General features: G+C 62.1%; 18 protein-coding genes and 1 pseudogene. 18 read left to right on the forward strand and 1 reads right to left on the reverse strand.

Going from position 1 to position 26984, the window contains the following annotated elements; genetic code table 11:
• The first annotated feature begins 42 nt into the window (after positions 1–42).
• The 18 genes and pseudogenes from REH34_RS11265 to REH34_RS11345 all read left to right on the forward strand — a co-directional run bounded on the left by REH34_RS11265 (position 43) and on the right by REH34_RS11345 (position 26343).
• Positions 43–741, forward strand: a complete 699-nt coding sequence (locus tag REH34_RS11265; RefSeq protein WP_226507403.1) for an SIMPL domain-containing protein — start codon at positions 43–45, stop codon at positions 739–741.
• Positions 742–1054: 313 nt separating this feature from the next.
• On the forward strand, positions 1055–2644 hold the full coding sequence (locus REH34_RS11270; protein WP_275948763.1) for an ABC transporter substrate-binding protein: 1590 nt from the start codon (positions 1055–1057) through the stop codon (positions 2642–2644).
• Between the two features lie 252 nt (positions 2645–2896).
• Complete coding sequence (locus REH34_RS11275) at positions 2897–4495, forward strand: ABC transporter substrate-binding protein (protein WP_226507401.1); 1599 nt, start codon at positions 2897–2899, stop codon at positions 4493–4495.
• A gap of 217 nt (positions 4496–4712) precedes the next feature.
• Entirely contained in the window at positions 4713–6308 is a 1596-nt protein-coding gene (locus REH34_RS11280) for an ABC transporter substrate-binding protein (protein ID WP_311971666.1), read from the forward strand.
• Between the two features lie 64 nt (positions 6309–6372).
• Positions 6373–7776 carry an OprD family outer membrane porin gene (locus tag REH34_RS11285; protein WP_311971667.1) on the forward strand — a complete coding sequence of 468 codons (1404 nt, stop codon included), beginning with the start codon at positions 6373–6375 and terminating at the stop codon, positions 7774–7776.
• Between the two features lie 69 nt (positions 7777–7845).
• Entirely contained in the window at positions 7846–9441 is a 1596-nt protein-coding gene (locus REH34_RS11290; protein WP_311971668.1) for an ABC transporter substrate-binding protein, read from the forward strand.
• 77 nt (positions 9442–9518) lie between these two features.
• Positions 9519–10529: an ABC transporter permease subunit gene (locus REH34_RS11295; protein WP_311971669.1), complete on the forward strand. Its 1011-nt coding sequence runs from the start codon at positions 9519–9521 to the stop codon at positions 10527–10529.
• 10 nt (positions 10530–10539) lie between these two features.
• Positions 10540–11451 carry an ABC transporter permease subunit gene (locus REH34_RS11300; RefSeq protein ID WP_311971670.1) on the forward strand — a complete coding sequence of 304 codons (912 nt, stop codon included), beginning with the start codon at positions 10540–10542 and terminating at the stop codon, positions 11449–11451.
• A 10-nt stretch (positions 11452–11461) separates the two neighbouring features.
• Positions 11462–12430, forward strand: a complete 969-nt coding sequence (locus REH34_RS11305; protein WP_226507395.1) for an ABC transporter ATP-binding protein — start codon at positions 11462–11464, stop codon at positions 12428–12430.
• Positions 12430–13398 carry a peptide ABC transporter ATP-binding protein gene (locus REH34_RS11310; RefSeq protein ID WP_311971671.1) on the forward strand — a complete coding sequence of 323 codons (969 nt, stop codon included), beginning with the start codon at positions 12430–12432 and terminating at the stop codon, positions 13396–13398. Before REH34_RS11305 ends, REH34_RS11310 begins: the two co-directional genes overlap by 1 nt.
• Before the next feature lie 340 nt (positions 13399–13738).
• Positions 13739–14626 (forward strand): annotated as a pseudogene (locus REH34_RS30190) (AMP-binding protein); the annotation flags it as partial.
• Positions 14580–15497 (forward strand): AMP-binding protein, encoded by a 918-nt coding sequence (locus REH34_RS11315; protein ID WP_311971673.1) that lies wholly within the window; start codon positions 14580–14582, stop codon positions 15495–15497. The pseudogene REH34_RS30190 and the gene REH34_RS11315, both read left to right, overlap by 47 nt.
• Complete coding sequence (locus REH34_RS11320; RefSeq protein WP_311971674.1) at positions 15494–17290, forward strand: acyl-CoA dehydrogenase family protein; 1797 nt, start codon at positions 15494–15496, stop codon at positions 17288–17290. Before REH34_RS11315 ends, REH34_RS11320 begins: the two co-directional genes overlap by 4 nt.
• Positions 17271–17546, forward strand: a complete 276-nt coding sequence (locus REH34_RS11325; protein ID WP_311971675.1) for an acyl carrier protein — start codon at positions 17271–17273, stop codon at positions 17544–17546. The genes REH34_RS11320 and REH34_RS11325 overlap by 20 nt, the downstream gene beginning before the upstream one ends.
• On the forward strand, positions 17543–21526 hold the full coding sequence (locus tag REH34_RS11330; RefSeq protein WP_311971676.1) for an amino acid adenylation domain-containing protein: 3984 nt from the start codon (positions 17543–17545) through the stop codon (positions 21524–21526). Before REH34_RS11325 ends, REH34_RS11330 begins: the two co-directional genes overlap by 4 nt.
• On the forward strand, positions 21523–21990 hold the full coding sequence (locus REH34_RS11335; protein WP_311971677.1) for an SRPBCC family protein: 468 nt from the start codon (positions 21523–21525) through the stop codon (positions 21988–21990). Before REH34_RS11330 ends, REH34_RS11335 begins: the two co-directional genes overlap by 4 nt.
• On the forward strand, positions 21983–25126 hold the full coding sequence (locus REH34_RS11340) for an outer membrane lipoprotein-sorting protein (protein ID WP_311971678.1): 3144 nt from the start codon (positions 21983–21985) through the stop codon (positions 25124–25126). Before REH34_RS11335 ends, REH34_RS11340 begins: the two co-directional genes overlap by 8 nt.
• Positions 25123–26343: a hypothetical protein gene (locus tag REH34_RS11345; protein ID WP_311971679.1), complete on the forward strand. Its 1221-nt coding sequence runs from the start codon at positions 25123–25125 to the stop codon at positions 26341–26343. The genes REH34_RS11340 and REH34_RS11345 overlap by 4 nt, the downstream gene beginning before the upstream one ends.
• On the opposite strand, the gene REH34_RS11350 is transcribed toward REH34_RS11345, so the two are convergent.
• A complete protein-coding gene (locus REH34_RS11350) occupies positions 26340–26933 on the reverse strand; it encodes a TetR/AcrR family transcriptional regulator (protein ID WP_226507390.1) in 594 nt (197 codons plus the stop codon). The genes REH34_RS11345 and REH34_RS11350 overlap by 4 nt on opposite strands.
• Between the last annotated feature and the right edge of the window lie 51 nt (positions 26934–26984).

Raw genomic sequence — 26984 nt, forward strand, 5'->3', positions numbered from 1 at the left:
TACCCTTGCACCCCACCAAACGACAACAAGGAGTGACTGCCCATGCTTCGCACGACCCCATTGATCCTCGGCGCCAGCCTGCTGATCAGCCTGCCCGCGCTGGCCGACGAGCCGCACTACAACCAGATATCCCTGCGCGCCGAAGTCAGCCAGGAAGTCCCGCGCGACCTCATGCAGGTCACCCTCTATACCGAAGCCCAGGACGCCGACGCCGGCAAACTCGCCGGCCAGATCAGCGAAACCCTCAACAAGGCGCTGGCCGAAGCCCGGCAGGTCAAGGCCGTGACCATTCGCCAGGGCAGCCGCAACAGCTACCCCATCTATGACGACAAGGGCCAGGCCATCACCGGCTGGCGCGAGCGCGCCGAGCTGCGCCTCGAAAGCGCCGACTTCCCGGCCCTGTCCAAGCTCACTGGCGAACTGCTGACGCAACTGAAAATGGGCGGCATGGACTTCAGCATTGCCCCGGCCACGCGCAAGGCCAGCGAAGATGCACTGCTCAAGGACGCCGTGGCGGCCTTCAAAGCGCGCGCGCAACTCGCCACGGATGCCTTGGGTGGTAAAAGCTACAAGGTGGTCAACCTCAACCTTAACAGTGCCGGTTATCCACAGCCTTTCGCCCGCGCGCCGATGATGATGAAAGCCGCCCGCGCCAGCGACGCCGTGACCCCGGATGTCGAAGCCGGCACCAGCGATGTCAGCGTCAACGCCGACGGTACGATTGAAGTGCAGATGCCGTAAGGTGACTGCACCGGCCCCTTCGCCAGCAAGCTGTGCTCCCACACGGTAGGAGCAAGGCTTGCCCGCGAAAGTGCACCGGCCCCTTCGCCAGCAAGCTGCGCTCCCACACGGTAGGAGCAAGGCTTGCCCGCGAAAGCGCACCGGCCCCTTCGCCAGCAAGCTGCGCTCCCACACGGTAGGAGCAAGGCTTGCCCGCGAAAGCGCACCGGCCCCTTCGCCAGCAAGCTGCGCTCCCACATGGTGGGAGCAAGGCTTGCCCGCGAAAGCGCCATCCGCAACAACGGCAATGGTCCTGACTCCCGGAGAACCCGCAATGCTCAAACCCCTGCTTCTGACCACCGCCCTGCTCGCCTGCGCTCCTCTGGCCCAGGCGGCCAGCACCCTGGTCTATTGCTCCGAAGCCAGCCCCGCCGGCTTCGACCCCAGCCAGTACACCAGCGGCACCGACTTCGACGCCTCGGCCGAAACCGTCTTCAACCGCCTGACCCAGTTCAAGCGCGGCGGCACCGAGGTAGAACCCGGCCTGGCCACGCGCTGGGACGTGGCCCCGGACGGCCTCACCTACACCTTCCATCTGCGCTCGGGCGTCAAGTTCCACACCACCGACTACTTCACCCCCAGCCGCGATTTCGATGCCGACGACGTGCTGTTCACCTTCCGTCGCCTGCTCGACCCCAATCACCCGTTCCGCAAGGCCTACCCGTCGGAGTCCCCGTACTTCGGCGACATGGACCTCAACACCACCATCGCCTCGGTCGACAAGACCGACGCTCAGACCGTGGTGTTCAAGCTCAACCATATCGACGCCGCGTTCATCCAGAACCTGGCCATGAGTTTCGCGTCCATTCAATCCGCCGAATACGCCGACCAGCTGCTCAAGGAAGGCAAGGCCGAAGACATCAACCAGAAGCCGATCGGCACCGGCCCCTTCGTGTTCAAGCGCTACCAGAAGGACACGCAGATCCGCTACACGGCCAACAAGAGCTACTGGAAACCCGAGGACGTGAAGATCGACAACCTGATCTTCTCGATCAACACCGACCCGGCCGTGCGCCTGCAGAAACTCAAGGCCGGCGAATGCCAGGTCAGCGGCTATCCGCGCCCCAGCGACATCACCCTGATGGAGCAGGACCCGAACCTTAAAGTGCTGCATCAACCGGGCTTCAACCTGGGCTTCCTGGCCTATAACGTCACCCACAAGCCGCTGGATCAGCTAAAAGTGCGTCAGGCACTGGACATGGCCATCGACAAGCCGGCGATCATCAAGGCGGTCTACGGCCAGGCGGGGCAACTGGCGAGCAATGCCCTGCCGCCGGGCCAGTGGTCCTTTGACCCGAGCATCAAGGACGCGCCCTATAATCCGGACAAGGCCAAGGCCCTGCTCAAGGAGGCCGGCGTCGCCCCCGGCACCGAGATCAACCTGTGGGCCATGACGGTGCAGCGCGCCTCCAACCCCAATGCGCGGATGTCGGCACAGATGATCCAGAGCGACTGGGCCAAGATCGGCATCAAGGCCAATATCGTCAGCTACGAGTGGGGCGAGTACATCAAGCGCGCCAAGGCCGGCGAGCACGATGCGATGATCTACGGCTGGACCGGCGACAACGGCGACCCCGACAACTGGCTCGGCGTGCTCTACAGCTGTGCGGCGGTCAAGGGCAGCAACTACGCCAAATGGTGCGACCCTGCCTACGACAAACTCATCCAGCAGGCCAAGACCACCAGCGATCGCGACACCCGCATTCGCCTGTATCAGCAGGCCCAGCAGATCCTCAAGGCGCAGGTGCCGATTACCCCGATCGCCAACTCGGTGGTCTACCAGCCGATGCGCAAAGAGGTCCAGGATTTCAAGATCAGCCCCTTCGGTCTGACGCCTTTCTATGGTGTCAGCGTGCGGCCTTGAGCCTCGGCGCCCCATTTCAGAGCCTTCGGCTTCGAGATGGGGCGCCACGCCGGGTAAATGACACCAACTCGTCTTTACTTGAACATACAAGATTGTAATTAGTTATACACAAGCGACATTCAAGTACGCCCGTACCACTTTTTTGCCCTTCTCCTGCCCTTAGGCATTGCAACGGTATGAGCCCTGCATAAGTATCGGCAGGACGACTCACAAGGTCGCCCTCTTAATTAAAATGACAACACTGAGGCCACCATGCTCAAACACGCGGTCATTCCGTTCATCCTAGGCGCAGGTTTGCTCGCCAGTACCCCCTTCGCCCAAGCTGCGACCAACCTGGTGTTCTGCTCCGAAGGCAGCCCTGCCGGCTTCGACCCGGGCCAGTACACCACCGGTACCGACTTCGATGCCTCGGCCGAAACCATCTTCAACCGGCTGTCGCAGTTCGAGCGTGGCGGCACCGCCGTCGAGCCGGGCCTGGCCACCAGCTGGGACGTGTCGCCGGACGGCCTCATCTATACCTTCCATCTGCGCCAGGGCGTCAAGTTCCACACCACCGACTACTTCAAGCCGACCCGTGATTTCAACGCCGACGACGTGCTGTTCACCTTCAACCGCATGCTCGACAAGGACATGCCGTTCCGCAAGGCCTACCCCACCGAGTTCCCGTACTTCACCGACATGGGCATGAACGACAACATCACCAAGGTCGAGAAGGTCGACGACCACACCGTCAAGTTCAACCTCAAGGAAGTCGATGCCGCGTTCATCCAGAACATGGCCATGAGCTTCGCCTCGATCCAGTCGGCTGAATACGCCGCTCAGTTGCTCAAGCAAGGCAAGCCCGAGGACATCAACCAGAAGCCCATCGGCACCGGCCCGTTCGCGTTCAAGAGCTACCAGAAAGACTCGAACATCCGCTACGTCGGCAACAAGAGCTACTGGAAGCCCGAGGACGTGAAGATCGACAACCTGATCTTCGCCATCACCACCGACGCCTCGGTGCGCATGCAGAAGCTCAAGAAGAACGAGTGCCAGGTCACCCTCTTCCCCCGTCCGGCCGACATCGAGCCGCTGAAGAAAGACCCGAACCTGAAGATGCCTGAGCAGGCCGGCTTCAACCTCGGCTACATCGCCTACAACGTGACCCACAAGCCGCTCGACAAGCTGCAGGTACGCCAGGCGCTGGACATGGCGATCGACAAGCCGGCGATCATCGGCGCGGTGTACCAGGGCGCCGGCCAATTGGCGGTCAACGCCATGCCGCCGACCCAATGGTCGTACGACAAGAGCATCAAGGACGCCCCGATGGACGTCGCGAAAGCCAAGGACCTGCTCAAACAGGCCGGCGTCGCAGATGGCACCGAAATCCAGCTGTGGGCCATGCCCGTGCAGCGGCCCTACAACCCCAACGCCAAGCTGATGGCCGAAATGCTGCAGTCGGACTGGGCCAAGATCGGCATCAAGGCCAAGATCGTCAGCTACGAATGGGGCGAGTACATCAAGCGCGCCAAGGCCGGCGAAACCGACGCCATGCTGATCGGGTGGAGCGGCGACAACGGTGATCCGGACAACTGGCTGGGCACGCTGTTCGGCTGCGACGCGGTCAATGGCAACAACTTCGGCAAATGGTGCGACCCGGTCTACGACAAGCTGATCAAGCAGGCCAAGTCCACCCCCGACCAGGCCAAGCGCACCGAGCTGTATACGCAGGCTCAGCAGTACCTCAAGAGCCAGGTGCCGATGACCCCCATCGCGCACTCCACGGTGTACCAGCCGATGCGCAACAACGTCCAGGACTTCAAGATCAGCCCATTTGGCCTGAACTCGTTCTACGGCGTCAGCATCAAGTAACCCCCAACTGCGACCTCTGTAGTGCCTTCGGGCGCTGCATTGGGAGCGGCTTGCCTGGAAAAACAATACCCCAGCAGATGTCGGGAAAATTTTCGCCCAACCCTTACGGGGCCTTCAGATTTTTCCTACAAGCCACGGCGATTTGTCTGATTTACACGACCTCCATGGCTACTTAGTTTCCGGGGCAGCTCTCCCCAAACGACAAGAAGGAAAAGCCATGCGACACGCGTTAATGTTTGCCTCGACCCTTGCTCTGGCCGTGCAGTCCGGCCTGAGCCATGCCGCACCCAAAACCCTGGTGTTCTGCTCCGAAGGCAGCCCGGCCGGTTTCGATACCGCGCAGTACACCGGCGGCACCGATAACGACGCCGCCGAGCCGCTGTACAACCGCCTCGCCGAGTTCGAAAAAGGCGGCACCGCGGCCATCCCGTCGCTGGCCAAAAGCTGGGACATCTCCGAGGACGGCCTGACCTACACCTTCCACCTGCGCGAAGGGGTCAAGTTCCACAGCAGCAAGGCCTTCGTGCCCAGCCGTGCGTTCAACGCCGACGACGTGCTGTTCACGTTCAATCGCATGCGCGACCCTCAGCACCCGTTCCGCCTGGCGTATGCCACCGAGTTCCCGTACTTCGTCGGCATGGGCCTGCACCAGAACATCGCCAACATCGAGAAGACCGACCCGCTGACCGTGGTCTTCACCCTCAATGAAGTCGATGCCGCGTTCATCCAGAACCTGGCGATGAACTTCGCCTCTATCCTGTCCGCCGAATACGCCGAGCAACTGCTCGACCGCGGCAAGCCCAGCGACATCAATCATCAGCCCATCGGCACCGGGCCGTTCGCCTTCCAGCGCTATCAGAAGGACTCGCAGATCCGCTACGTCGCGCACAAAGGCTATTGGAACCCCAGCGACGTCAAGCTCGACCAGTTGATCTTCTCGATCAATACCGATGCGTCGGTGCGCATGCAGAAACTGCGCAAGAACGAGTGCCAGGTCACCCTCAATCCACGCCCGGCAGACCTGCCCGCGCTCAAGCAGGACGCCAAGCTCAAGGTGGTCGAACAGGCCGGCTACAACCTCGGCTACGTCGCCTACAACGTTGAGCGCGCGCCTTTCGACCAACTGCAGGTGCGCCAGGCTCTGGACATGGCGGTCGACAAGCAGGCGATCCTCGATACCGTGTTCCAAAGCGCCGGCCAGCGCGCGGTAAACGCTATGCCGCCCACTCAGTGGGGCTATGACGACAGCATCAAGGACGCTCCTTACGACCCGGTCAAGGCCAAGGCCATGCTCGAAGCCGCCGGGGTCAAGCCGGGCACCGAGATCACCCTCTGGGCCATGCCCGTGCAACGTCCCTACAACCCCAACGCCAAGCTGATGGCCGAGATGCTCCAGGACGACTGGGCCAAGGTCGGCATCAAGACGCGCATCGTCAGCTACGAGTGGGGTGAATACCTCAAGCGCGTGAAAAACGGCGAGCACGATGTCGCTCTGATGGGTTGGACCGGCGACAACGGCGACCCCGACAACTGGCTGGGCACCCTCTACAGCTGCGCTTCGGTGGGCGCCAACAACGCCAGCCGCTGGTGCGATCAGCCCTATGACGCGTTGGTCACCAAGGCCAAGCAACTGACCGATCGCGATGCCCGCAGCGACCTCTACAAGCAGGCCCAGCAGCGCCTCAAGAGCCAGGTGCCGATGACCCCGATCGCCCACTCCACGGTCAGCCAACCGTTGAGCGTCAAGGTCGCGGACTTCCATGTCAGCCCGTTCGGACGCAACGCTTTCAGCGGCGTTTCGATCGTTGATTGAGATTCACCCGCAGTTCCCGAGCGCACAAAGACGCCTGGGGTTAAATAAGAAAAGGAGCATCACTGTGCACTTGAAGAAAATTTCCCTGCTGGCCCTGTCCATCGGCACCTTCAGCCTCGGCGCTGAAGCACGATCCGAGGCCGAAACCGCCCCTGAAGCCGAAGGCCGCGGTTTTCAATCCACTCGTTTCAAAACCAGCAACGCCCAGAGCGAGGCCAAGGGCTTTGTCGAAGAACAATCGCTGAGCGGCTGGACGCGCAACTTCTTCGCCCAGGAACGCACTCAGCGCAAGACGAGATTCGCCATCGACAAGGGCAACGGCCGCAGCGAAAGCACCCGGCTGCGAGAGACCTGGACCCAAGGCACCGTGCTCGACTACAGCTCGGGCTTCACTCAGGGCACGGTCGGCATCGCGGCGCAGGTGGCGGCCTACAACGAAATCGCCTTGCAACAGGGCAAAGGTCGCATCGCCGGCGGCGGCAACCGCACCCTCACCGACCACGACGGCGAAGCGGTCGAGCAATGGAGCAAGCTGGGCCTGGCCAACCTCAAGGCTCGCGTTTCCAACACCACGCTGACTGCCGGGCGCATGGCCTACAACTCGCCGATCGTCGATGTAATCGGCAACCGCGCCTTGCCGTCGAGCTTCGAAGGCGTGGCCATCAACAGCGCCGAATTCGACAACCTGACGTTCGATTTCGCCGCCTTCGACCGCGTCTCGCCGCGTACCGAGCAAAGCCAGACGCGCTTCGTCAGTGAATACGCCGATCGCTCGATCACCGCCGATCACGTCGCGCTGGCGGGCCTCAGCTACCAGCCATTCCACAACCTTGCCACCAAGCTCTACGCCGCCAACGTCAAGGATTTCTGGAACCAGTACTACCTCAACATCGAGCACTCGGCCGGCGACAACGCCAGCTTGCAGCTCGACACCGCCTTCAACTACTACAAGACCCGCGACACCGGCCAGCGCAAGCTGGGCGCCATCGACAACAACACCTACAGCCTGAGCCTCACCGCCAGCCACAAGGCCCACAACCTGACCCTGGCGTACCAGGAGGTCGACGGTAACGAGTACTTCGATTACCTGCACGAAACCAACGGCATCTACCTGGCCAACTCGCTGCTCTCGGACTTCAACGGCCCTAACGAGAAGTCCGTGCAAGTCGCCTACGGCCTGGACATGGCCGGCTACGGCGTGCCCGGCCTGGCGATGAATATCTACACGGCGCGTGGCTGGGGCATCGACGGCACCCACTACAAAGGCGGCGCCTATGACGTGCTCGCCCTCGACGGCGAAAAACACATCGAATACGGCATCGGCGCCAGCTACGTGATCCAGAGCGGCGCACTCAAGAACAGCCGTATCAAAGCCACCTACGCGACCCACCGCGCCAGCGCCAATCAGGCCGATGGCAGCCTGAGAGAGCTGCGCGTGGTCACGCAGATCCCATTCAACCTGCTGTAACCAACGGCTGCGGTCGATTCGACGGATCGGCCGCAGCGACTAATCTGCACTTGAGCGAAGAGGGTTCCAATGAAAGCGCATCCACTCCACGCAGCACTCGCGGTTGCCTTGCTGAGCCTTTCTGGCGGTCTGCTGGCCAAACCGCTGGTAGTCTGTACCGAGGCCAGCCCCGAGGGCTTCGACATCGTCCAGTACACCGCTGCGACGACCGCCGATGCGGTATCGGAAACCATCTTCAATCGCCTGGTGGACTTCGTGCCCGGCACCACCGACATCGAGCCGGGCCTGGCCAGCAGCTGGGACATCAGCGCCGATGGCCTGACCTACACCTTCCACCTGCGCCAAGGCGTCAAGTTCCAGACCACCGACTACTTCAAGCCCAGCCGTGAGTTCAACGCCGATGACGTGCTGTGGAGCTTCGAGCGCCAACTCGATCCCAAGCACCCCTGGCATGAACAGACCAGCTTCGGTTATCCCTATTTCGAAACCATGGGTTTCAAGGACCTGATCGCGCGCATCGACAAGGTCGACGACCACACCGTCACCTTCACCCTCAAGCGCGCCGAAGCGCCGTTCCTGCGCGACATGGCCATGGGCTTCACCTCGATCTACTCCGCCGAATATGGCGACCAGTTGCTCAAGCAAGGCAAGCAGGCCGACCTCAACAGCAAGCCGGTCGGCACCGGGCCGTTCATCTTCAGCCGTTACAACAAAGACGCTCAGGTGCGCTACAAGGCCAACCCGGACTACTACAAGGGCAAGCCGCCGGCCGATCCGCTGGTGTTCGCCATCACCGTGGACAGCAACGTGCGCATGCAAAAGATTCGCGCCAACGAGTGCCAGGTGGCGGTGTATCCCAAGCCCGACGATATCAAGGCGCTCAAGGCCGACCCGAATCTGCGGGTCGAAGAGATGGACGCGTTGATGACCAGCTTCCTGGGCATCAACACCCAGCATAAGTACTTGAGCGATATCCGCGTGCGCGAGGCCATCGCCCTGGCGCTCGACAAACAGAATTTCGTGCGCACGCTGTTCGGCGAAGGCAATGCCACGCCGGCAATCGGCCCCTACCCGACCACGTTGCTGGGGTATAATCGCGCGCTCGTGGACACCCCCTACGATCCGGCCCGTGCGCGCGAACTGCTCAAGCAGGCAGGCGTGCCCGAAGGCACCGTGCTGACCGTGTTCACCCGCAACGGCGGCGGCGCGACCAACCCCAATCCGGCGCTGGGGGCGCAATTATTGCAAGCTGACTTGGCCAAGGTCGGGCTCAAGGTGGATATCCACGTGCTGGAATGGGGCGAGCTGCTCAAGCGCCTGAAGAGCGGCGAGCACGACCTGGGCTTCTATGGCTGGGCCGGCGACAACGGCGACCCGGACAACTTCCTGGCCCCGAACCTGAGCTGCGCGGCCGCCAGCAACGGCGAAAACATCGCCCGCTGGTGCGACAAGGACTTCGATGCACTGTTGGCTGGCGCCCGCGCCACCACTGAACCGGCCAAGCGCGCGGCACTCTATGAACAGGCGCAGGTGATTTTCCAGCAGCAACACCCGTGGATCGCCCTGGCCTACCCCAAGCTGTTCACTGTTACACGCACCGATGTCGAAGGCTTTCACATAAGCCCACTGACCAATAACAACTTCGCCACCACGCATGTGAAGTGAAGACAACGCTGAGTCGGGCGTTCTATCCGAACGCCCGATGCAGGCATGCCTAGCCGGCTGATGAGGTATCACGAAAGATGTTGAGTTTTATTGCCCGCCGATTGGGATTGCTGATCCCTACCTTCTTCGGCATCACCTTGTTGACGTTCGCGCTCATCAGGATGATCCCCGGAGATCCCGTCGAAGTGATGATGGGCGAACGCCGTGTGGACCCCGAGATGCACGCGCAGGCCATGGAACGGCTGGGTCTGAACAAGCCGCTGTACGCACAGTATCTCGATTACGTGGGCAAACTGGCCCACGGTGATCTGGGCGAATCGCTGCGCACCCGCACCAGTGTGTGGGGCGAGTTCAAGTCGCTGTTTCCGGCCACCCTGGAGCTGTCCATCGCGGCGCTGATCTTCGCCGGGGTGTTCGGCCTGCTGGCCGGGGTCATCGCCGCACTCAAGCGAGGGTCCCTGTTCGACCATGGGGTCATGGGCATCTCCCTGGCGGGGTATTCGATGCCGATCTTCTGGTGGGGGTTGATCCTCATCATGTTCTTCTCCGTGAGCCTGGGGTGGACGCCCGTGTCGGGGCGCATCGACCTGCTCTACGACATCGAGCCCCGCACCGGCTTCATGCTGATCGACACCTTGCTCAGCGACGAACAAGGCTCCTTCGTCGACGCCGTACGTCACCTGATCCTGCCCTCCATCGTGCTCGGCACCATCCCGCTGGCGGTGATCGCGCGCATGACCCGCTCCTCGATGCTCGAAGTGCTGCGTGAAGACTACGTGCGAACCGCCCGGGCCAAGGGCCTGTCGCCGGCCCGCGTGGTATTCGTGCACGGCTTGCGCAATGCACTGATCCCGGTGCTGACGGTGTTCGGCCTGCAAGTCGGCACCCTGCTGGCCGGCGCCGTGCTGACCGAAACCATTTTCTCCTGGCCGGGCATCGGCAAATGGCTGATCGAAGCCATCGGCGCCCGCGACTACCCCGTGGTGCAGAACGGCATTCTGTTGATTGCCTGCCTGGTCATTCTGGTCAACTTCGTCGTGGACATCCTCTACGGCCTGGCCAACCCACGTATCCGTCATCAGCGCTGAGACCCTAATCATGAGTACGCCAACCCCTGCGGTCGCAGTCGATCAAAGTCTGCTTTACCCCTCCCCCTACAAGGAATTCTGGCAAGCGTTCGCCAAGAACAAAGGCGCCGTCGCCGGCCTGCTGTTCATGATCCTGATCGTGTTCTGCGCGCTGTTCGCCCCCTGGGTAGCGCCGCATGACCCTAGCGAGCAGTTCCGAGATGCACTGCTCACTCCGCCATCCTGGCTCGAGGGTGGCCAGTGGCAGTACCTGCTGGGTACCGATGAACTGGGTCGCGACCTGCTGTCGCGGCTGATCCACGGCTCGCGGCTGTCGCTGCTGATCGGTTTGTCATCGGTATTGATGTCGCTGATTCCAGGGATCTTCCTGGGCCTGATCGCCGGTTTCTTCCCGCGCATCATGGGGCCGTCGATCATGCGCCTGATGGACGTGATGCTGGCTCTGCCATCGCTGCTGCTGGCTGTGGCGATCGTCGCCATCCTCGGCCCTGGCCTGATCAATACCGTGATCGCCATCGCCGTGGTCTCGCTGCCCTCCTATGTGCGCCTGACTCGGGCAGCGGTGATGGGCGAACTGAACCGCGACTACGTTACCGCTGCACGCCTGGCGGGTGCTTCGCTACCACGGCTGATGTTCGTTACCGTGCTGCCCAATTGCATGGCGCCGCTGATCGTGCAGGCAACCTTGAGCTTCAGTTCGGCAATCCTCGACGCTGCCGCCTTGGGCTTCCTGGGCCTGGGTGTGCAACCGCCGACGCCAGAGTGGGGCACCATGCTCGCCTCGGCGCGGGACTACATCGAACGCGCCTGGTGGGTGGTGAGCCTGCCTGGCCTGACCATCTTGCTCAGCGTGCTGGCAATCAACCTGATGGGCGACGGACTGCGCGATGCGCTGGACCCGAAACTCAAGAATGCCGCCTGAGGAGCCGACCATGTCACTGTTGAATATTTCCAATCTCTCGGTGCGCTTCGGCGACCGTAACGCGGTACCGGTGGTCGACGGCCTCGACCTCAAGGTCGACAAGGGCGAAGTGCTGGCGATCGTCGGCGAATCCGGCTCGGGCAAATCGGTGACCATGATGGCGCTGATGGGCCTGGTCGATGCGCCCGGCATCGTCACCGCCGACTCACTGGTGTTCGATGGCAACGATATGCTCAACCTGAGCAGTCGCCAGCGCCGCAAGGTGGTGGGCAAGGACCTGGCGATGATCTTCCAGGACCCGATGACCGCCCTCAACCCCAGCTACACCGTGGGTTTCCAGATCGAAGAAGTGCTGCGCCAGCACTTGGGCATGTCCGGAAAAGCGGCGCGTCAACGGGCGTTGGAGCTGCTGAAAAAAGTCGAGATCCCGGCCCCGGAAAGCCGTCTCGATGCCTATCCGCACCAGCTGTCCGGCGGCATGAGCCAGCGGGTGGCGATTGCCATGGCCATCGCCGGCGAGCCGAAACTGCTCATCGCCGACGAGCCGACCACCGCCCTGGACGTGACCATTCAGGCGCAGATCATGGAGCTGCTGCTCAACCTGCAACAAGAGCAGAACATGGCCCTGATCCTCATCACCCACGACCTCGCCGTGGTCGCCGAGACCGCCCAGCGCGTGTGCGTGATGTACGCCGGCCAGGCGGTCGAAGTGGGCCATGTCCCGCAACTGTTCGACGTGCCAGGGCACCCTTACAGCGAAGCGCTGCTGGCGGCGATTCCCGAGCACAGCGCAGGCGCCGAGCGCCTGGCAACACTGCCGGGTATCGTTCCCGGCCGCTATGACCGGCCGCAAGGCTGTCTGTTGTCGCCACGTTGCCCCTATGTACAGGAAAACTGCCGCACCCAACGCCCCGGCCTCGACCCCAAGGCCCACAGCCTGGCCCGTTGTTTCTATCCGCTGAACCAGGAGGTGGCGTGATGAGCGTCGTACTGACCGCCCGTGACCTGACCCGTCACTATCATGTCTCCACCGGCCTGTTCAAACCCCAAGCCGTGGTGCGCGCCCTCAATGGCGTGTCCTTCGAGCTGGAAGCCGGCAAGACCTTGGCCGTGGTGGGTGAATCGGGGTGTGGCAAGTCCACCCTGGCCCGCGCCCTGACCCTGATCGAAGAGCCTTCATCGGGCTCGCTGCAGATTGCCGGCCAAGAGGTGCACGGCGCCACCAAGGCCGAACGCAAGCAGTTGCGCAAAGACGTGCAGATGGTTTTCCAGAGCCCCTATGCCTCGCTCAACCCGCGGCAGAAGATCGGCGATCAACTGGGCGAGCCGCTGCTGATCAACACCTCGCTGAGCAAGGTCGAGCGGCGCGAGAAGGTCCAGGCGATGATGCAGCAGGTGGGCTTGCGCCCCGAGCATTATCAGCGCTATCCGCACATGTTCTCCGGTGGCCAGCGCCAGCGTATCGCCCTGGCGCGGGCGATGATGCTGCAGCCCAAGGTGCTGGTGGCGGACGAACCGACCTCGGCGCTGGACGTGTCGATCCAGGCCCAGGTGCTGAACCTGTTCATGGACCTGCAACAGCAATACCAGACCGCCTACGTGTTCATTTCTCACAACCTGGCCGTGGTACGTCACGTGGCCGACGATGTGCTGGTGATGTACCTCGGCCGACCGGCGGAGATGGGCCCCAAGGAGGACTTGTATACCCGGCCGTTGCACCCTTACACCCAGGCGCTGCTGTCCGCCACGCCGACCCTCAAGCCGGACCCGCTCAAGCCGAAGATCAAGATCGTCGGGGAACTGCCAAATCCGCTCAATCCACCCTCCGGCTGCGCCTTCCACAAGCGCTGCCCCTATGCGACGCAACGTTGCAGCGATGAGATTCCGGAGTTTCGCAAAGTGGATACGCGGCAGGTGGCGTGCCATTACGCGGAGCAGTTCCTGTAACCCGCCACACTGCGTAGCGAGGGGGCTTGCCCCCGAAACACCCGACCTGTGATTCGCGCAGTGTCGGAGCGGGGCTATCGGCGGCAAGCCCCCTCGCTACAGATTCAATAGCACGTGCACTGGCTCCCTAGGTCCAGCCTGCTCCCAGAGCTAAGAGCCGGAGTCCATTACTCCAAGGGTATTGGTCTTTAGCGAGCAGAACTATCAGGTTCGATGACCACCAGTCGGGGCCGCCGTGGCGCCCACTCAAAGGTGCCCGCCCGAGTTGCATGGGCTCCGTATTGCTATATACAGACTTGTATGTATACTGCGGCGACCTTCTTTTCGCGAGCTAATCACAATGGACGTCTCCAGCTCTGGCATTGGGGAAAGTGCCCCTGCGCACGCGCTTTTCAACCGCTTTGACACTTTCGTCGATCTACTGCGCTGGCGCGCCGGGGCTACACCTGATCGCCTTGCGCTGACATTCGCGAGCAGTAGCGAACAGGCACAATCTTTCACCTACGCCCAACTCGATCTGGGCGCTCGAGCAATCGCCGCCACACTGCAACAGCACCATTGCGCCGGCGAACGCGCGGTGATCCTGTTGCAACCCGGCACGCACTACATTCTCGCGCTGCTGGGTTGCTGGTACGCGCGGGTGACTGCGGTCCCGGTCTTTTCACCCCGCGAAAATTCGTCCAATGAACGGGTACGCTTGATTCTTCAGGACGCCGGCGCACGCGCGGTGCTCAGTACCGCGAGCGTGCTGAGCGACCTCGACCGCGGCGAGTGGCGCAGCGGCGGCAAAGGCGAAATAGCCCTTGTAGCCATCGATCAAGTGGCACCGCAAACGGCCCAGAACTGGCGCACACCAAGCCTGAGCAGTCAGACCCTGGCGGTATTGCAGTACACCTCCGGCTCGACCGGTGCTCCTAAAGGCGTACGCCTGCAACACCGCCACTTGCTGAAGAACTCGGAGATGATTCATCGCGCGATGGACACCCGTGAGGATGACATCGGGGTGTTCTGGCTACCGCCTTACCATGACATGGGGCTGATCGGCAGCATCCTGCAACCCCTCTACCGTGGTTATCCCGTACACCTCATGGCACCGGCCGCCTTCCTTCAGCGCCCGCTACGCTGGCTGGAAATGATCTCCCGGCTCAAAGGTACCGTCAGCGCCGCACCCAACTTTGCCTATGACCTGTGCACCCGCCGCATCAAGCCGGAGCAACGGGCACAACTGGACCTGTCCAGCTGGCTGCCTGACCGTCAACGGTGCCGAGCCGGTAAACAAACAGACTCTGGATGCCTTCCAGGAGGCTTTCGGCCCCGTGGGCTTTCGAGCCTCGGCGTTCTCCCCAAGCTATGGCATGGCGGAAACCACGCTGCTGGTCGCCTCGACCCCGGCCCATCTGCCGTTTCGGCACCTCGTGGCGGATCGTCGACAACTGGCACAAGGGCGCCTGGTCGCGGGTGGGAGCGAAACGATCGATGTCGTCAGCAGCGGTGTTGTCGATCGCGACGCCAGCCTCTGCGTGGTCGATCCCGAGACCCTGCAGCCCTTGGCCGATGGTTTTGTAGGTGAGCTCTGGGTCGCCGGGCCCATGGTCGCCGATGGGTACTGGAACAACGCCGAGGCCACACGCGAAACCTTCTTCGTGACGCTGGACGGCGGTGAGCACCACTGGCTACGCACGGGTGACCTGGGTGCCATCGTCGATCATCAGGTCTACGTGACCGGCCGCATCAAGGACCTGATCATCGTTGCGGGCCACAACCACTATCCCAGCGACATCGAATCGACGGTCGTGGCCTCCCACAGCGCCGTTCGTGCCAATGGCGTCGCCGCCTTCGCCATCGACCGCCACGGCGAGGAGGCGCTGGCTTTGGTGGTCGAGCTCGAACGCGGCTGGAGTGAGCTGGACCTCAATGCGGTGCGCGACACATTGATCGCGCAGGTTTCGCGACATCATCAGCTGCGGGTCGAGCAACTGACGTTCGTCGCTATCAATCAAGTCGCCAAGACCTCAAGCGGCAAGATCCAGCGTGGTCGTACCCGCGAGCAACTGCTGCGCGGCGAGCTACGGCCGCTGAGCATGGAGACAGCACAATGATCCCTGCACAGTATTTTGAAGCGGTATGGATGGAGCAGTCGCTTGGCGACCCATGGCTGCCCGACAACTCATTGTCCTACGCCCAGGCGCTTAGCATGGACGAGGAAGATGCGTTCCCCGAGGCCCAGGTAACGGCCCTCAACGCGCTGGGATTCAATAAAAGCTACGTGCCACACACCTATGGCGGCACCTTTCGCAATTGCGAGACCTTCGTCGCCATGGGCCGGGTGCTGGCCCGGCGCAACATGTCCGTGGCCGTGGCCTACAGCACAATGCTCTGGAGCACGCTCGGGTGGTTGGGTGGCAGCGACGACCAGAAGCGCGAGATCGCCCGCTGGATCATCAGCCATGGCAGCTTTCCGTGCCTGGCGTATTCGGAATCCGAGCATGGCGCCGACCTGACTTCCAACCAGTTGAGCGCACGCCTCAACGCCGACGGCACCTACACCCTGAACGGCGAGAAATGGCCGATCAACCGAGCCATCCGTTCCGACTTCCTGGTGCTGCTGGCGCGGACCGACGACGGCGTGCATATGCGTAACCATTCGTTGTTCATCGTGCGCAAGGACCAACTGAGTCGGCGCTATTACCACCTTCCGCGGGTCAAGACGCACGGCCTCAAGGGTTGCGACATCAGCGGTATCGGCTTTCGCGACTGTGTCATCCCCGCGAGTTGCCGGGTCGGTGAACAGGGCCACGGACTGGAACTGGCGCTCAAGGGGTTTCAGGTTACCCGCACCTTCTGTACTGCACTGTCCCTGGGCGTTGGCGATACCGCATTGCGGCTAGTGGCCGACTATGCGTCGCGCCGCCGGCTGTATGGCGATGCGATCAGTCGCCTGCCGCACGTTCAGGATGTTCTGGCCAACACCTACGTCTCGCAACTGATCGCCGAATGCGTGTCGATCGTCTCGGCCCGTGGCCTGCACGTATGCCCCGAGCTGTATTCATCTTGGTCATCGATCGCCAAGGTCGAGGTCTGCCATCTGGTGGATTTCTCCTGCCAGCAGCTCGCCAGCGTACTCGGTGCGCGTTTTTACATGCGCGATCAGCAAGGCGTCGGCATTTTCCAGAAATTCATGCGCGACGGCGCGGTGGTTTCAATTTTCGATGGCAGCAGCGTGGTGTGCCTCGACAGCCTTGCCACCTTGCTTGATACCCTCACCCGCGAGGACGCCCCCAAGCCTGAAGAAGGCTGCCTGCATGTCCTGTTCGATCTCGAGTCGGCCATGCCGGACCTCGATTACTCGCGCCTCAAACTCTTTTCCCGCCAAGGCGACCCATTGCTCGGCTCGGTTGCCCAGTTGATCGAGCAGCTTGACCTACTCAACGCCGACGAGAGCTGCACCGCCCAGACCTTGCAAAACATCAAGACCGGTGCCCGCAGGTTTCTTGCCGATGTCGAACACCTCAAGGCGCAGATCCGCCAAAGCAGCGTGCGCTCCGGGCGCAACAGCGCAAGGCGCCTGGCTCAGGCGCAGCGTTATTGCGCGGTATTCGGGGTGGCCGCGTGCATGGGTATCTGGCTGTTCAACCGGGAAAAATTCGGCAGTGCCTTCAAGAGTGGACTGTGGCTCAGCGCGGTACTGCAGCGCGGGCTTTCAGCCGAATTCGCCCCTGGCACCCTCGATCCGGCCCTGACCAGCGCGCTGTTTGCTCAGATGGACGAGCAACGACAACACAACGAAATGTTCTCCCTGATGCGCTGGCCCTTGGCCGCTGCAGGTGAAGCGGAACGCAACTATGGCTTCGATCTGGAAAAGGAAAACCTCGATGAACAGCGCACTGTTTGATCTGGACCACTACCGCGGCAAATTGGGCAGCATGGTCGAGCGCGAAATGCGTTTGAGCGACGGCAGCGTCGCCACGGATCGCAACCTGGCCGAATACGGCCTTGACTCCATCACCGCCCTGACCATCGCCGGCGATCTTGAAGACGAGCTGGGCATCGAGTTGCCTTCGACCCTGCTCTGGGACTATCCAAGCATCGATGCGCTGGCCAACTACCTGTACGGCATCATGACCGCCCGCGCAGGAGACGCCGCGTGAGCCTGGCGGCCGGGGAACACCCGGATGAGCCTTTAGCCGCCTGGCCGATCTCGGCCGAACAGAAAGGGCTCTGGTATCTGCAACAACTCGACCCCGAGATAGGTGCCTACAATCTGCTGTTCAGCTGCACCGTGCGTACCTTGAACGGCCGGTGGCCAGACACCGATTTCGTCACGCAGATGACCGCCGACTACCCATTGTTGCGTTCAGCGCTGGTCGCCAGCCCACAAGGCGTACAACAACGTGTCGTCGAGACCCTCGACGCCAAAATCCTCCATAGCGACGTCCGCCACCTCGACCATCACGCCCTGCGCGAACTGGCGCGACTCGACAGCCGAGCGCCCTTCGATCTCGGCAATCCGGGGCTGTGGCGTGTGCATCTGTATCGGATGAGCGAGGACCAATACCTGCTGGTGTTGGTGATGCACCATATCGCCTTTGACTTCTGGTCGATGGGCCTGCTGCTCAAAGAGGCCCTGACGCGCCTGCAAGGTCAGCATTCGATCTGGAGCCTGGAGCAGGCCAACGCCTTCCCCGACTACGCCCGCACGGCACTCGATGATGAACGCCTGGAGCAACTAACCCGCTATTGGCTCGCTCAGCTGCGCGGTGCACCTGAACTCCATGACTTGCCCCTCGACCACCCGCGGCCCGCCAAGCAGCAGTTTCAGGGTGCCTCCCATACCTTCGGGCTCAGCGCCTCCAGCAGCGAAGCCCTCCGGGCCCGCGCGCGCGAACTGCACGCCACGCCTTATATGATGATGCTGGCGATCTACGCCACCTTCCTCGGCTACTGGTCTGCCGCCAGCGAGGTCGTCATCAGTACCCCCGTGGCTAACCGCGCCTCTCGGCGAGTGCGCAATACCCTTGGGCAGTTCGTCAACACCCTGTGCCTGCGCATCCACACACCGAGCACGCAGTCTTTCAGCGAACGGGTAGAGCAGGTCAAGGCCACCGTCACCGATGCCATTCGCCATCAAGCCATGCCGTTCTCCAAGCTGGTCGAGGCCTTGGCTCCCAAACGCGACAACAGCTACACGGCCATCGCGCAATTGGGGTTTTCGTGGGAGCGCCTGCCCGGTCTCGCTGACTTCGCCGAATTTTACAGCCAGGGTGACAGCGCGGCGATGCAGATCGGTGAGCACCTGCAACTGGGCAGCTTCCATGTCCCGCAACAGGAGGGCCAGCTCGACCTGATGCTGGAAATGGGTGGCGAAACTGACGGCGCCTACGACGCGATCTTTAAATACAACCCGCAACTGTTCGACGCCAGCACTGTTCAGCGCATGGGCGAGTTTCTAATCACCTTGGCCGAGCGCCTGCTGGCCGAGCCGCAGCGGCCCATTGATACGCTGACTCAGGGTGACAGCGAGCAACAACGGCAATGGCGCGCTGCAGGCCGAGGACAAGCGCTGATGCTGCGTGACCAGAGCGTATTGCAGCATATCGCCCACCACGTGCGCGTGCGCCCCGACAGCATGGCGGTCGCCGACGAACACCAGAGCTTGAGCTACGCTCGCCTGTGGCAACGCAGCGAGCAGATCGCCCAAGCGCTGCGTGCGGGGGGTGTAGTGGCCGGCGACCGGGTCGGATTCAAACTCGAACGTGGCACCGAACTGACCACGACGATCCTCGGTATCTGGCGTCTGGGCGCCTGCTATGTCCCGTTGGACCCGCACTTTCCACAGGACCGTCTGACCTATATCGCCGAAGATGCGCAACTGCGCATGGTCATTACCAGCCCCGAGCTCGATGACTTCCCGAGCGCCCTGCCGCGCTTGTACCTCCACACGCTCGGCAGCACGCTGCATGAGGCGCTGCCGATGCCGTCGGCGGTCGATGCGACGGCCTACATCCTCTATACCTCGGGTTCTACCGGTAAACCCAAGGGCGTCGAAGTCGGTCAGCAGGCACTGATCAACTTCATGCTCGGCATGCAGGACCACCTGGATTTCAATCCGGCAACCCGATTGCTGGCAGTCACGACACCGTCGTTCGACATCAGTGTGCTGGAGCTTTTCCTGCCGTTGCTGGCAGGTGGCCTGAGCCACATCGCTGACTACCCAAGCACTCGCGATGGCGCGCTGCTGGCCGAGCTGATAGAGCACCACACCATCAACGCGATGCAGGCGACGCCCGCGACCTGGCAAATGCTGCTCGATCAGGCCGCCCCCCAGAGCCTGCGGGCCGTAACGGCACTGTGCGGCGGTGACCCGCTGCCGCAACCACTGGCCGAACGTCTTCTGAGCCGCTGCGCCGACGCCTGGAACCTCTATGGGCCAACCGAGACGACCATCTGGTCATCTTTGGCAAGGCTACAGGCTGGGTGCCCGGCAAGCCTGGGCCAGCCGATCTGCAATACGGACTTTCTAGTGCTCGACGAGCACCGGCGCGTGCTGCCACCCGGAATGCTCGGTGAGCTGTGGATCGGCGGCCTGGGGCTGGCCAAAGGTTATTGGCAACGCCCGGAGCTGAGCGCGGAGAAATTCCGCGACGACCTGCTCGCAGCACCCGGACGATGGTATCGCACCGGCGATCAGGTGCGTTGGAACAGCCGCCAGCAACTCGAACACCTGGGCCGCCTGGATTTTCAGGTCAAGCTGCGTGGCTACCGCATAGAGCTCGAAGAGGTCCAGGCCTGTCTATTGGCGGTGGATGGCATCGAACAAGCCATCGCGACCGTGTTCAGCGACGACCTGGGTAGTGTCCTCGTGGCCTACGTGATACCCCGTATGGACAACCCGCCCACTGCCGCAAGCCTCAAGCAGCACCTCAAAGGCCAACTCCCAACCTACATGGTGCCCGGCGAGTTCATTTTCCTGAGCGCGCTGCCGCTCACACCTAATGCCAAGATCGACCGCCAGCGCCTGCCTGCACCCTCACGTGGGGCACAGGCCGAACGTCAGTCCGTCATCGCCCCGCGGGACGAACTGGAACGGCAGCTGTCAGCGCTGTTCCAGAAGGTATTGCGTCGCACCACGCTGTGCATCGAAGACGATTTTTTCGAACTCGGCGGCCATTCGCTGCTCGCGGTCGAGCTACTCGGCCTGGTGAAAAAAGACCTGCACGCCACGCTGAGCGTCGGCGAGCTACTGGACAACCCCAGCGTCGCCAGCCTGGCCCAGCGCATCCGCGAGGGAGGCAATCCTGATCGGGGCAATATCATCACCCTGCGTAAAGGCCAAGGCGTGCCAATCTGGTTGTTCCACCCGATTGGCGGCAATGTGCTCAGCTACCGCGAGCTGAGCCGCCATCTGGCGGGTACGCGGCCGATTCTGGCGTTGCAATCCCCTGGGCTTGAAGACGCCGAGGCCGTGGAGGTGACGATTGAGGCCATGGCCACCGGTTACTTGCACGAGATCCGACAGGTCCAACCTCAGGGCCCCTACCTGCTCGGCGGCTGGTGCTTCGGTGGCGCGATTGCCTATGAAATCGGGCTGCAACTCGAAGCCATGGGTGAGACCGTGCAGGGCACGTTCCTGATCGATACACGGGCGCCGATCGCCGCCAACGTACCCGACGACGCCGATGATTCGACCTTGCTGTCGTGGTTCGCCCGCGACCTGGCAACGCCCCATGGCAAACGCTGGAACATCGAGCCTGCTCGCCTGCGCGCGCTGGAGAGCGACCTGGCCTTCGATCACGTGCTGGTCGAAGGCAAGCGCCTCGGCGTCTTGAGCGAGCAAGCCGACGGTGCGCAACTGGCCCGTTACTTCGAAACCTACCTGGCCAACGGCATCGCCCTGCAGTTGTACTTCCCGCCGCCCAGCGCAAAAGCCTTACTGCTGTTGCTGGCCCGCGACGAGGAGGCCGACTACGGCCCACGTCTTGGGTGGGAGCAACTCGCGCACGGCCCCCTCACCACTGTCGCGCTGGCCGGGGACCACAACAGCATCATGTATGCCCCGCAAGTCCACGCCGTTGCCGAGCAACTCAATCTGCACTTCCTGAATACCTATGTGCTGGAGCCTGAATCATGATTCGCGCTGAATACAGCTGCACGCTGGACGTGCCCCGCTCGCGATTATTCGACTATCTCAGCAACCCGGCCAACGACCTGCACTGGCAGGCCTCGTGCGTAGAAGCACGCCTGCTTCAGGACAGCACCGAGGTGGGGAGTCGGTATGCGATCGTGTTCAGTTTTCTTGGCCGACGCATGAACTTCGAATGCCAGATCACCTGCGTCGAGGCCCCCGCGAGGTATGGCTTCAAAGTGCTGCAGGGGTCATTTGAATACGAAGGCCTGTATCGCTTCGAAGAAGCCGAGGACGGCACGCGCCTGCATTGGCAGTTCGATGTCGAGCCCGGCAGATTTTTCGGCATCGTGCCGGTTTCATTATTAAAAAAGGTTCTGGTTTCCCAGATCGAAAAGGACTTCGCGAAGCTGGCAACCCTGCTTCGACACGTCGACCCAGCGACTTCCAAGGAGTTGATCCATGAATAAGTACGCCCACTTCATCATCCGCTATCGGCTCTGGGTGATCATCCTGACAGTGGCAATCACCGCCGTGCTGGGAAGCTTCGGAGCCGGCCTGAAGGTCATCATCGACCCTGCTACCCTCGCCCCTCAGGGCCATCCGTTGATCAAATCGACCAACCAGGTCGAAAAAATCTTCGGCTCCAAATACCTGATGCTCATTGGCATCACACCCAAGCAGGGCGATATCTATCAACCCCACGTGCTCGAGACCGTCAGCGCGATCACCCGCCAGCTGGACGCTACGCCCGGCGTGGTGCGCTCCACGTTGCTGAGCCTGGGCAGTCATCAGGCCAAGGGCATCGAGGGCACGGCCGAGGGCATGGAGGCACGCCAACTGCTGGGAGAACCCGGCGAGCCAGTCGACTACGCTGCGCTGCGCAAGACCCTGGCCGACAACCCGGTCTATCAGAACGCGGTGATCTCGGCCGATGGCCGTACCGCCGCGATCCTGGTCGAGCTCAAGGAGCGCTCGGATGGTTTCAGCAACATGGTGGCGCCGATTCACAAGGTGGTCGATGCTTTCCAGTCGGATGACTACACCATCACCTATGGGGGCAATCCGGTCTATCTGGAAAAAACCGAGCAGTTCGCCAACCGCATCAACATTCTCTTCCCGATCGCCATCCTGGTCATCGGCCTGCTGCACTTCGAAGCCTTCCGGACCAAGCAGGGCCTGATCCTGCCCTTGGTGACCGCACTGATGGCGGTAATGTGGGGCACCGGCTTCATGGGCGTACTGGGCCAGTCGATGGACATCTTCAACTCCCCCACACCCATCCTGATCCTCGCTGTGGCGGCCGGACACGCGGTGCAGCTCCTCAAGCGCTACTACGAGGAATACGCGCGCTTGCGGCAGACCGGCGAGCTCAGCCCCGACGCCGCCAATCGCCAGGCCGTGGTCAACTCCATGGTAGGCGTCGGCCCGGTCATGCTGATTGCGGGGAGCATCGCCGCCATTGGTTTCTTCTCGTTGCTGGTTTTCGATATTGCCACCATCCGTGCTTTCGGGATCTTTACCGGTGTCGGCATCCTCAGCGCCATGCTGCTTGAGATGACGTTCATCCCGGCCATCCGCTCCCTGCTCAAGCCGCCGGGCGATAAAGCCCTGCGTCTGGAACAAGAGCAGCGTATATGGGATCGCATTCCTGCCGCAGCCGCACGCTGGGTGATTGATCCGACCCGACGCAAATCGATGTTCGTCCTCTATTTCCTGGCGACTGTCGGCCTGGTACTGGCGATGCAGAACGTGGTGATCGACAACGCCACCAAGAACTTCTTCTCCGCCAACCTCGATATCCAGAAGGACGATGCGTTCCTCAATCAGCAGCTCGGCGGCACCAACAGCCTGTATGTGATGGTCGAGGGCCAGGCGCCTGATGCCATCAAGCGCCCCGACGTACTGACGGCCATCGCCAATCTGCAGCACTTCGCCCAAACCCGGCCGGAAGTCGGCAAGACCCTGTCGATCGTCGACTTCGTCCGCCGCATGAACCAGGCCATGCACGCCGATGACCGCGCCTTCAGCACCGTGCCCACCAGTGAAAACCTCATCTCCCAGTACCTGTTGCTGTACTCGATGTCAGGCGAGCCGGGGGATTTCGATTCGTACGTGGATTACAGCTACCGGCGCGCCAAGGTGACCCTGTTGCTCAAGACCGGCAACAATGCCGTGGTCAAGAAACTCCTAGACGCGTTGCAGAGCGAAGCCGACCGTACCTTCCCTGCCGATGTCAAAGTCAGCTTCGGCGGTGATGTGGCGCAGACCGTGGCGCTCACCGATACCCTGGTCAATGGCAAGATCCGCAACATCGTTCAGGTCGGCCTGGCGATCTTCCTGATCTCGGCGCTGGTGTTCCGTTCGGCCTTCGCCGGTCTCATCGTCCTTACGCCACTGGCATTATCGGTGGTGGCGGTATTCGGCATCATGGGGCTGCTGCACATTCCCCTCAACATCCCCAATTCGTTGATTTCCGCCATGGCAGTCGGCATCGGCGCGGACTATGCGATCTACATTCTCTACCGCCTGCGCGAGCAAGTGCGAAGTGGCGAAGAGCCCGCCGCCGCCGTGCGCAACACCCTGGCCACCGCTGGCAAGGCATCGCTGTTCGTCGCCACGGCGGTGGCGGGGGGTTACGGGGTATTATCGCTGTCATTGGGCTACAACGTGCATCTGTGGTTGTCGATGTTCATCGTCATCGCCATGCTCGTCAGCGTCTGCGCGTCGTTGACGCTGGTACCGGCCCTGGCCCTGGCGTTCAAGCCGGCTTTCATCTTCAAGGGCAGAACGCAGTACGCCACTCAGTTGAACGCGGGCCTGGTGCTGCTGGGCGTCGCGTTGTTGGCAGGCAATACGCCCTCGGCAAAGGCCGCCACCTTGAGCCCCGAACAAGTCATGCAGAACAGCTTCGTGAGCACCAAGGTGCTGGACTCTTCCACCGACGCCACCTTTACCCTCACCAACGCTAACGGCGAACAGCGAGTCCGCAAGACCGAAGGCGCCACGCGCCTGCAAGGCGACGGCAGCGATGATAATTCCCGTTATGTGAAGTTCGTCTCCCCCCCTGACATCAAGGGTACCGCGACGCTGCTGGTGGAACACAGTGGCGCCGACGACGACATGTGGGTGTACCTGCCGGCACTAAGCAAGGTGCGCCGGCTCTCGGCGTCCAACAAGCGCGACAGCTTCGTTGGCACCGACTTCAGCTACGGCGACATCATCGGCCACAATCCGGCGCAATGGCAGCAGCGCCTGGTGCGCATGGAGGCGCTGCCCGATGGCACTCAAGCCTATGTGATCGAATCGACGCCAAAGACCGAAAAAGTCGGTAAGGACACCGGCTATTCGAAGATGCAGAGCTGGGTGCGGGCCGACAACTTCGTGGCGGTAAAAGTGGAGTTCGCTGACCTCAATGGGCAGCCGATCAAGCGCATCGTCGCCAACCAACTGCAGCCGGTCGGCAACCATGGCAAGTGGCAGCCCATGAACTCCGAGGCCGAAAACCTGCAAACGGGGCACAAGACCACGATCCGCTTCGAGCACTTCGTGGCGGATCAGGGGGTGGCGGATCAGCTCTTCAAACCACAGGCACTGGACCGATGAGGCCTCTGGCTGCGCTGTTGCTGAGTACCGTACCAGTGCTGGCCATGGCGAATGTAGAGGTCGATAACGCGCTGACATTGCGCGGTGGCGAGTGGAGCGGCGATCGCTCCCTCACCTCGCAGAGTGACATCGTCACGGGCACCGCGGGCATCCGCACGCGACTCGATACCGAGTCTGCCGGCCAAGGCATCTTCGATGCCTGGGCCAATGTCCAGAACACCAGCGCGCCGCGCCACGGCCTGGTACGCGAGGCTTATTGGCGCGACGACGTGGGTAATCTGAGCATCAAGGCCGGGCGGCAGATCATCGTCTGGGGGCGGGCCGACGGCCTCAACCCCACGGATAATCTGTCGCCACGAGACTTTACGCTGCTGACCCCCGTGGATGGCGACCAGCGTTATGGCAACACCGCGCTGAATCTGAGCTATGAATGGGAAATGGGGACCCTGACCGCCCTATGGTTCCCGCAAGCGGCGGCTCACACTATCCCACTGACCCGGCTGGCCAATGTCAGCTACGACGTGCAGCAGCCCGATCAATCGCAGTGGGCACTGAAATGGGACATGAGCGGCGATAACATCGATGGCTCCGTGTCCTACTTCGATGGCGTCGACCCCATGCCCGATCTGGTGCCGGGAATGCTGACCAGCACCGGTGCGACGGTCAAGGTCAAGGCCCAGCGCACGCGGTTCTGGGGGGCAGACATGAGCATGACGCAAGGCGGCACCATCTGGCGCGCCGAAACTGCCCTGTCTGAGACCCAAAGCAGTGGCTCCGATGATTTCAGGCACAAGAAAAACCAGTTGTGGTTCGTGGGGGGCGGCGAATGGCGTCTCTTCGATACCGCGACGCTGGGGCTGCAGTTGACCTACACCCATGTATTCGACTACGCCGACGCCCATGACCTGGCCCCCGGGTTCGAGCGTGAAGTGGCGCTGCGCCAGGCGGCCACCAGCGGCCAGACGTCAAGGGACCAGGCAGGCTTCACCTGGCGCCTGGCCGATACCTGGTTCAATGAGCTGCTCAGGGTGGAATTCAGCGGTGTGGCGCAGCAAACCTCGGGCAGCGGCATCGCCCGCCTCAAAGCCGACTATGCCCTGACCGATAACATCAAGCTGACTGCCGGGATGGACTACTACTATGGCCCGAAGCTCACCTTCTTCGGCCAGTTGCGTGACGACCAGACGGTCTACACGCAAGCCGAGTATCGCTTCTAGCGGCTGGCCACGCTGAGGCTTTGGGCGGCCCCCGGCGGGTGCTGGTGCAACAGTACCAGCATGGCCTGAGTCGCGGCATCCAGCGGCTGGCCGGACACGCCGATGAACGCCAGATTACGCGCCCCCTCGAACAGCATCAGGCATTGCAGTGCCAGGCAAGGTGCGTCGGCGTAGCCAAGATTGGCCAGCATCGCGGCAAACAGATCAACCAAGGTACGCTTGTGACGCAGGCACATCTGATGCACCGGATCGGCAGGATCGGGGTAGGCACTGGCGGCGATCACGAACAGACAGGTACGCGAGACGGGCTCGACGAACCTGGCTCTGTACCAGTCCAGCAGCAGTGCAAAACGCACCTCCAGCACCGGTGGCGCATCGGCAACGCACTGCATCACTTCGCTGACGATTTGTTCATGATACAAGGCCAGCACGTTGACGATGAGGTTGTCGCGGGAGGGGAAGTATTTGTACAGCGTCATCTTGCTGACACCGGACACCTTGATGAGGCGATCGATGCCGACATTCTGCAGCCCTTCATCAAGAAAGAGTTCCAGGGCGGTCGTTAGAAGTTTTTGTCTGGCAGCTGACATCAAGGGCCTCTCGACGGAACGTCACCTTATCAATGGCGGGTAGGAAACCGC

The organism is Pseudomonas baltica, from assembly GCF_031880315.1.
Lineage (GTDB): Bacteria > Pseudomonadota > Gammaproteobacteria > Pseudomonadales > Pseudomonadaceae > Aquipseudomonas.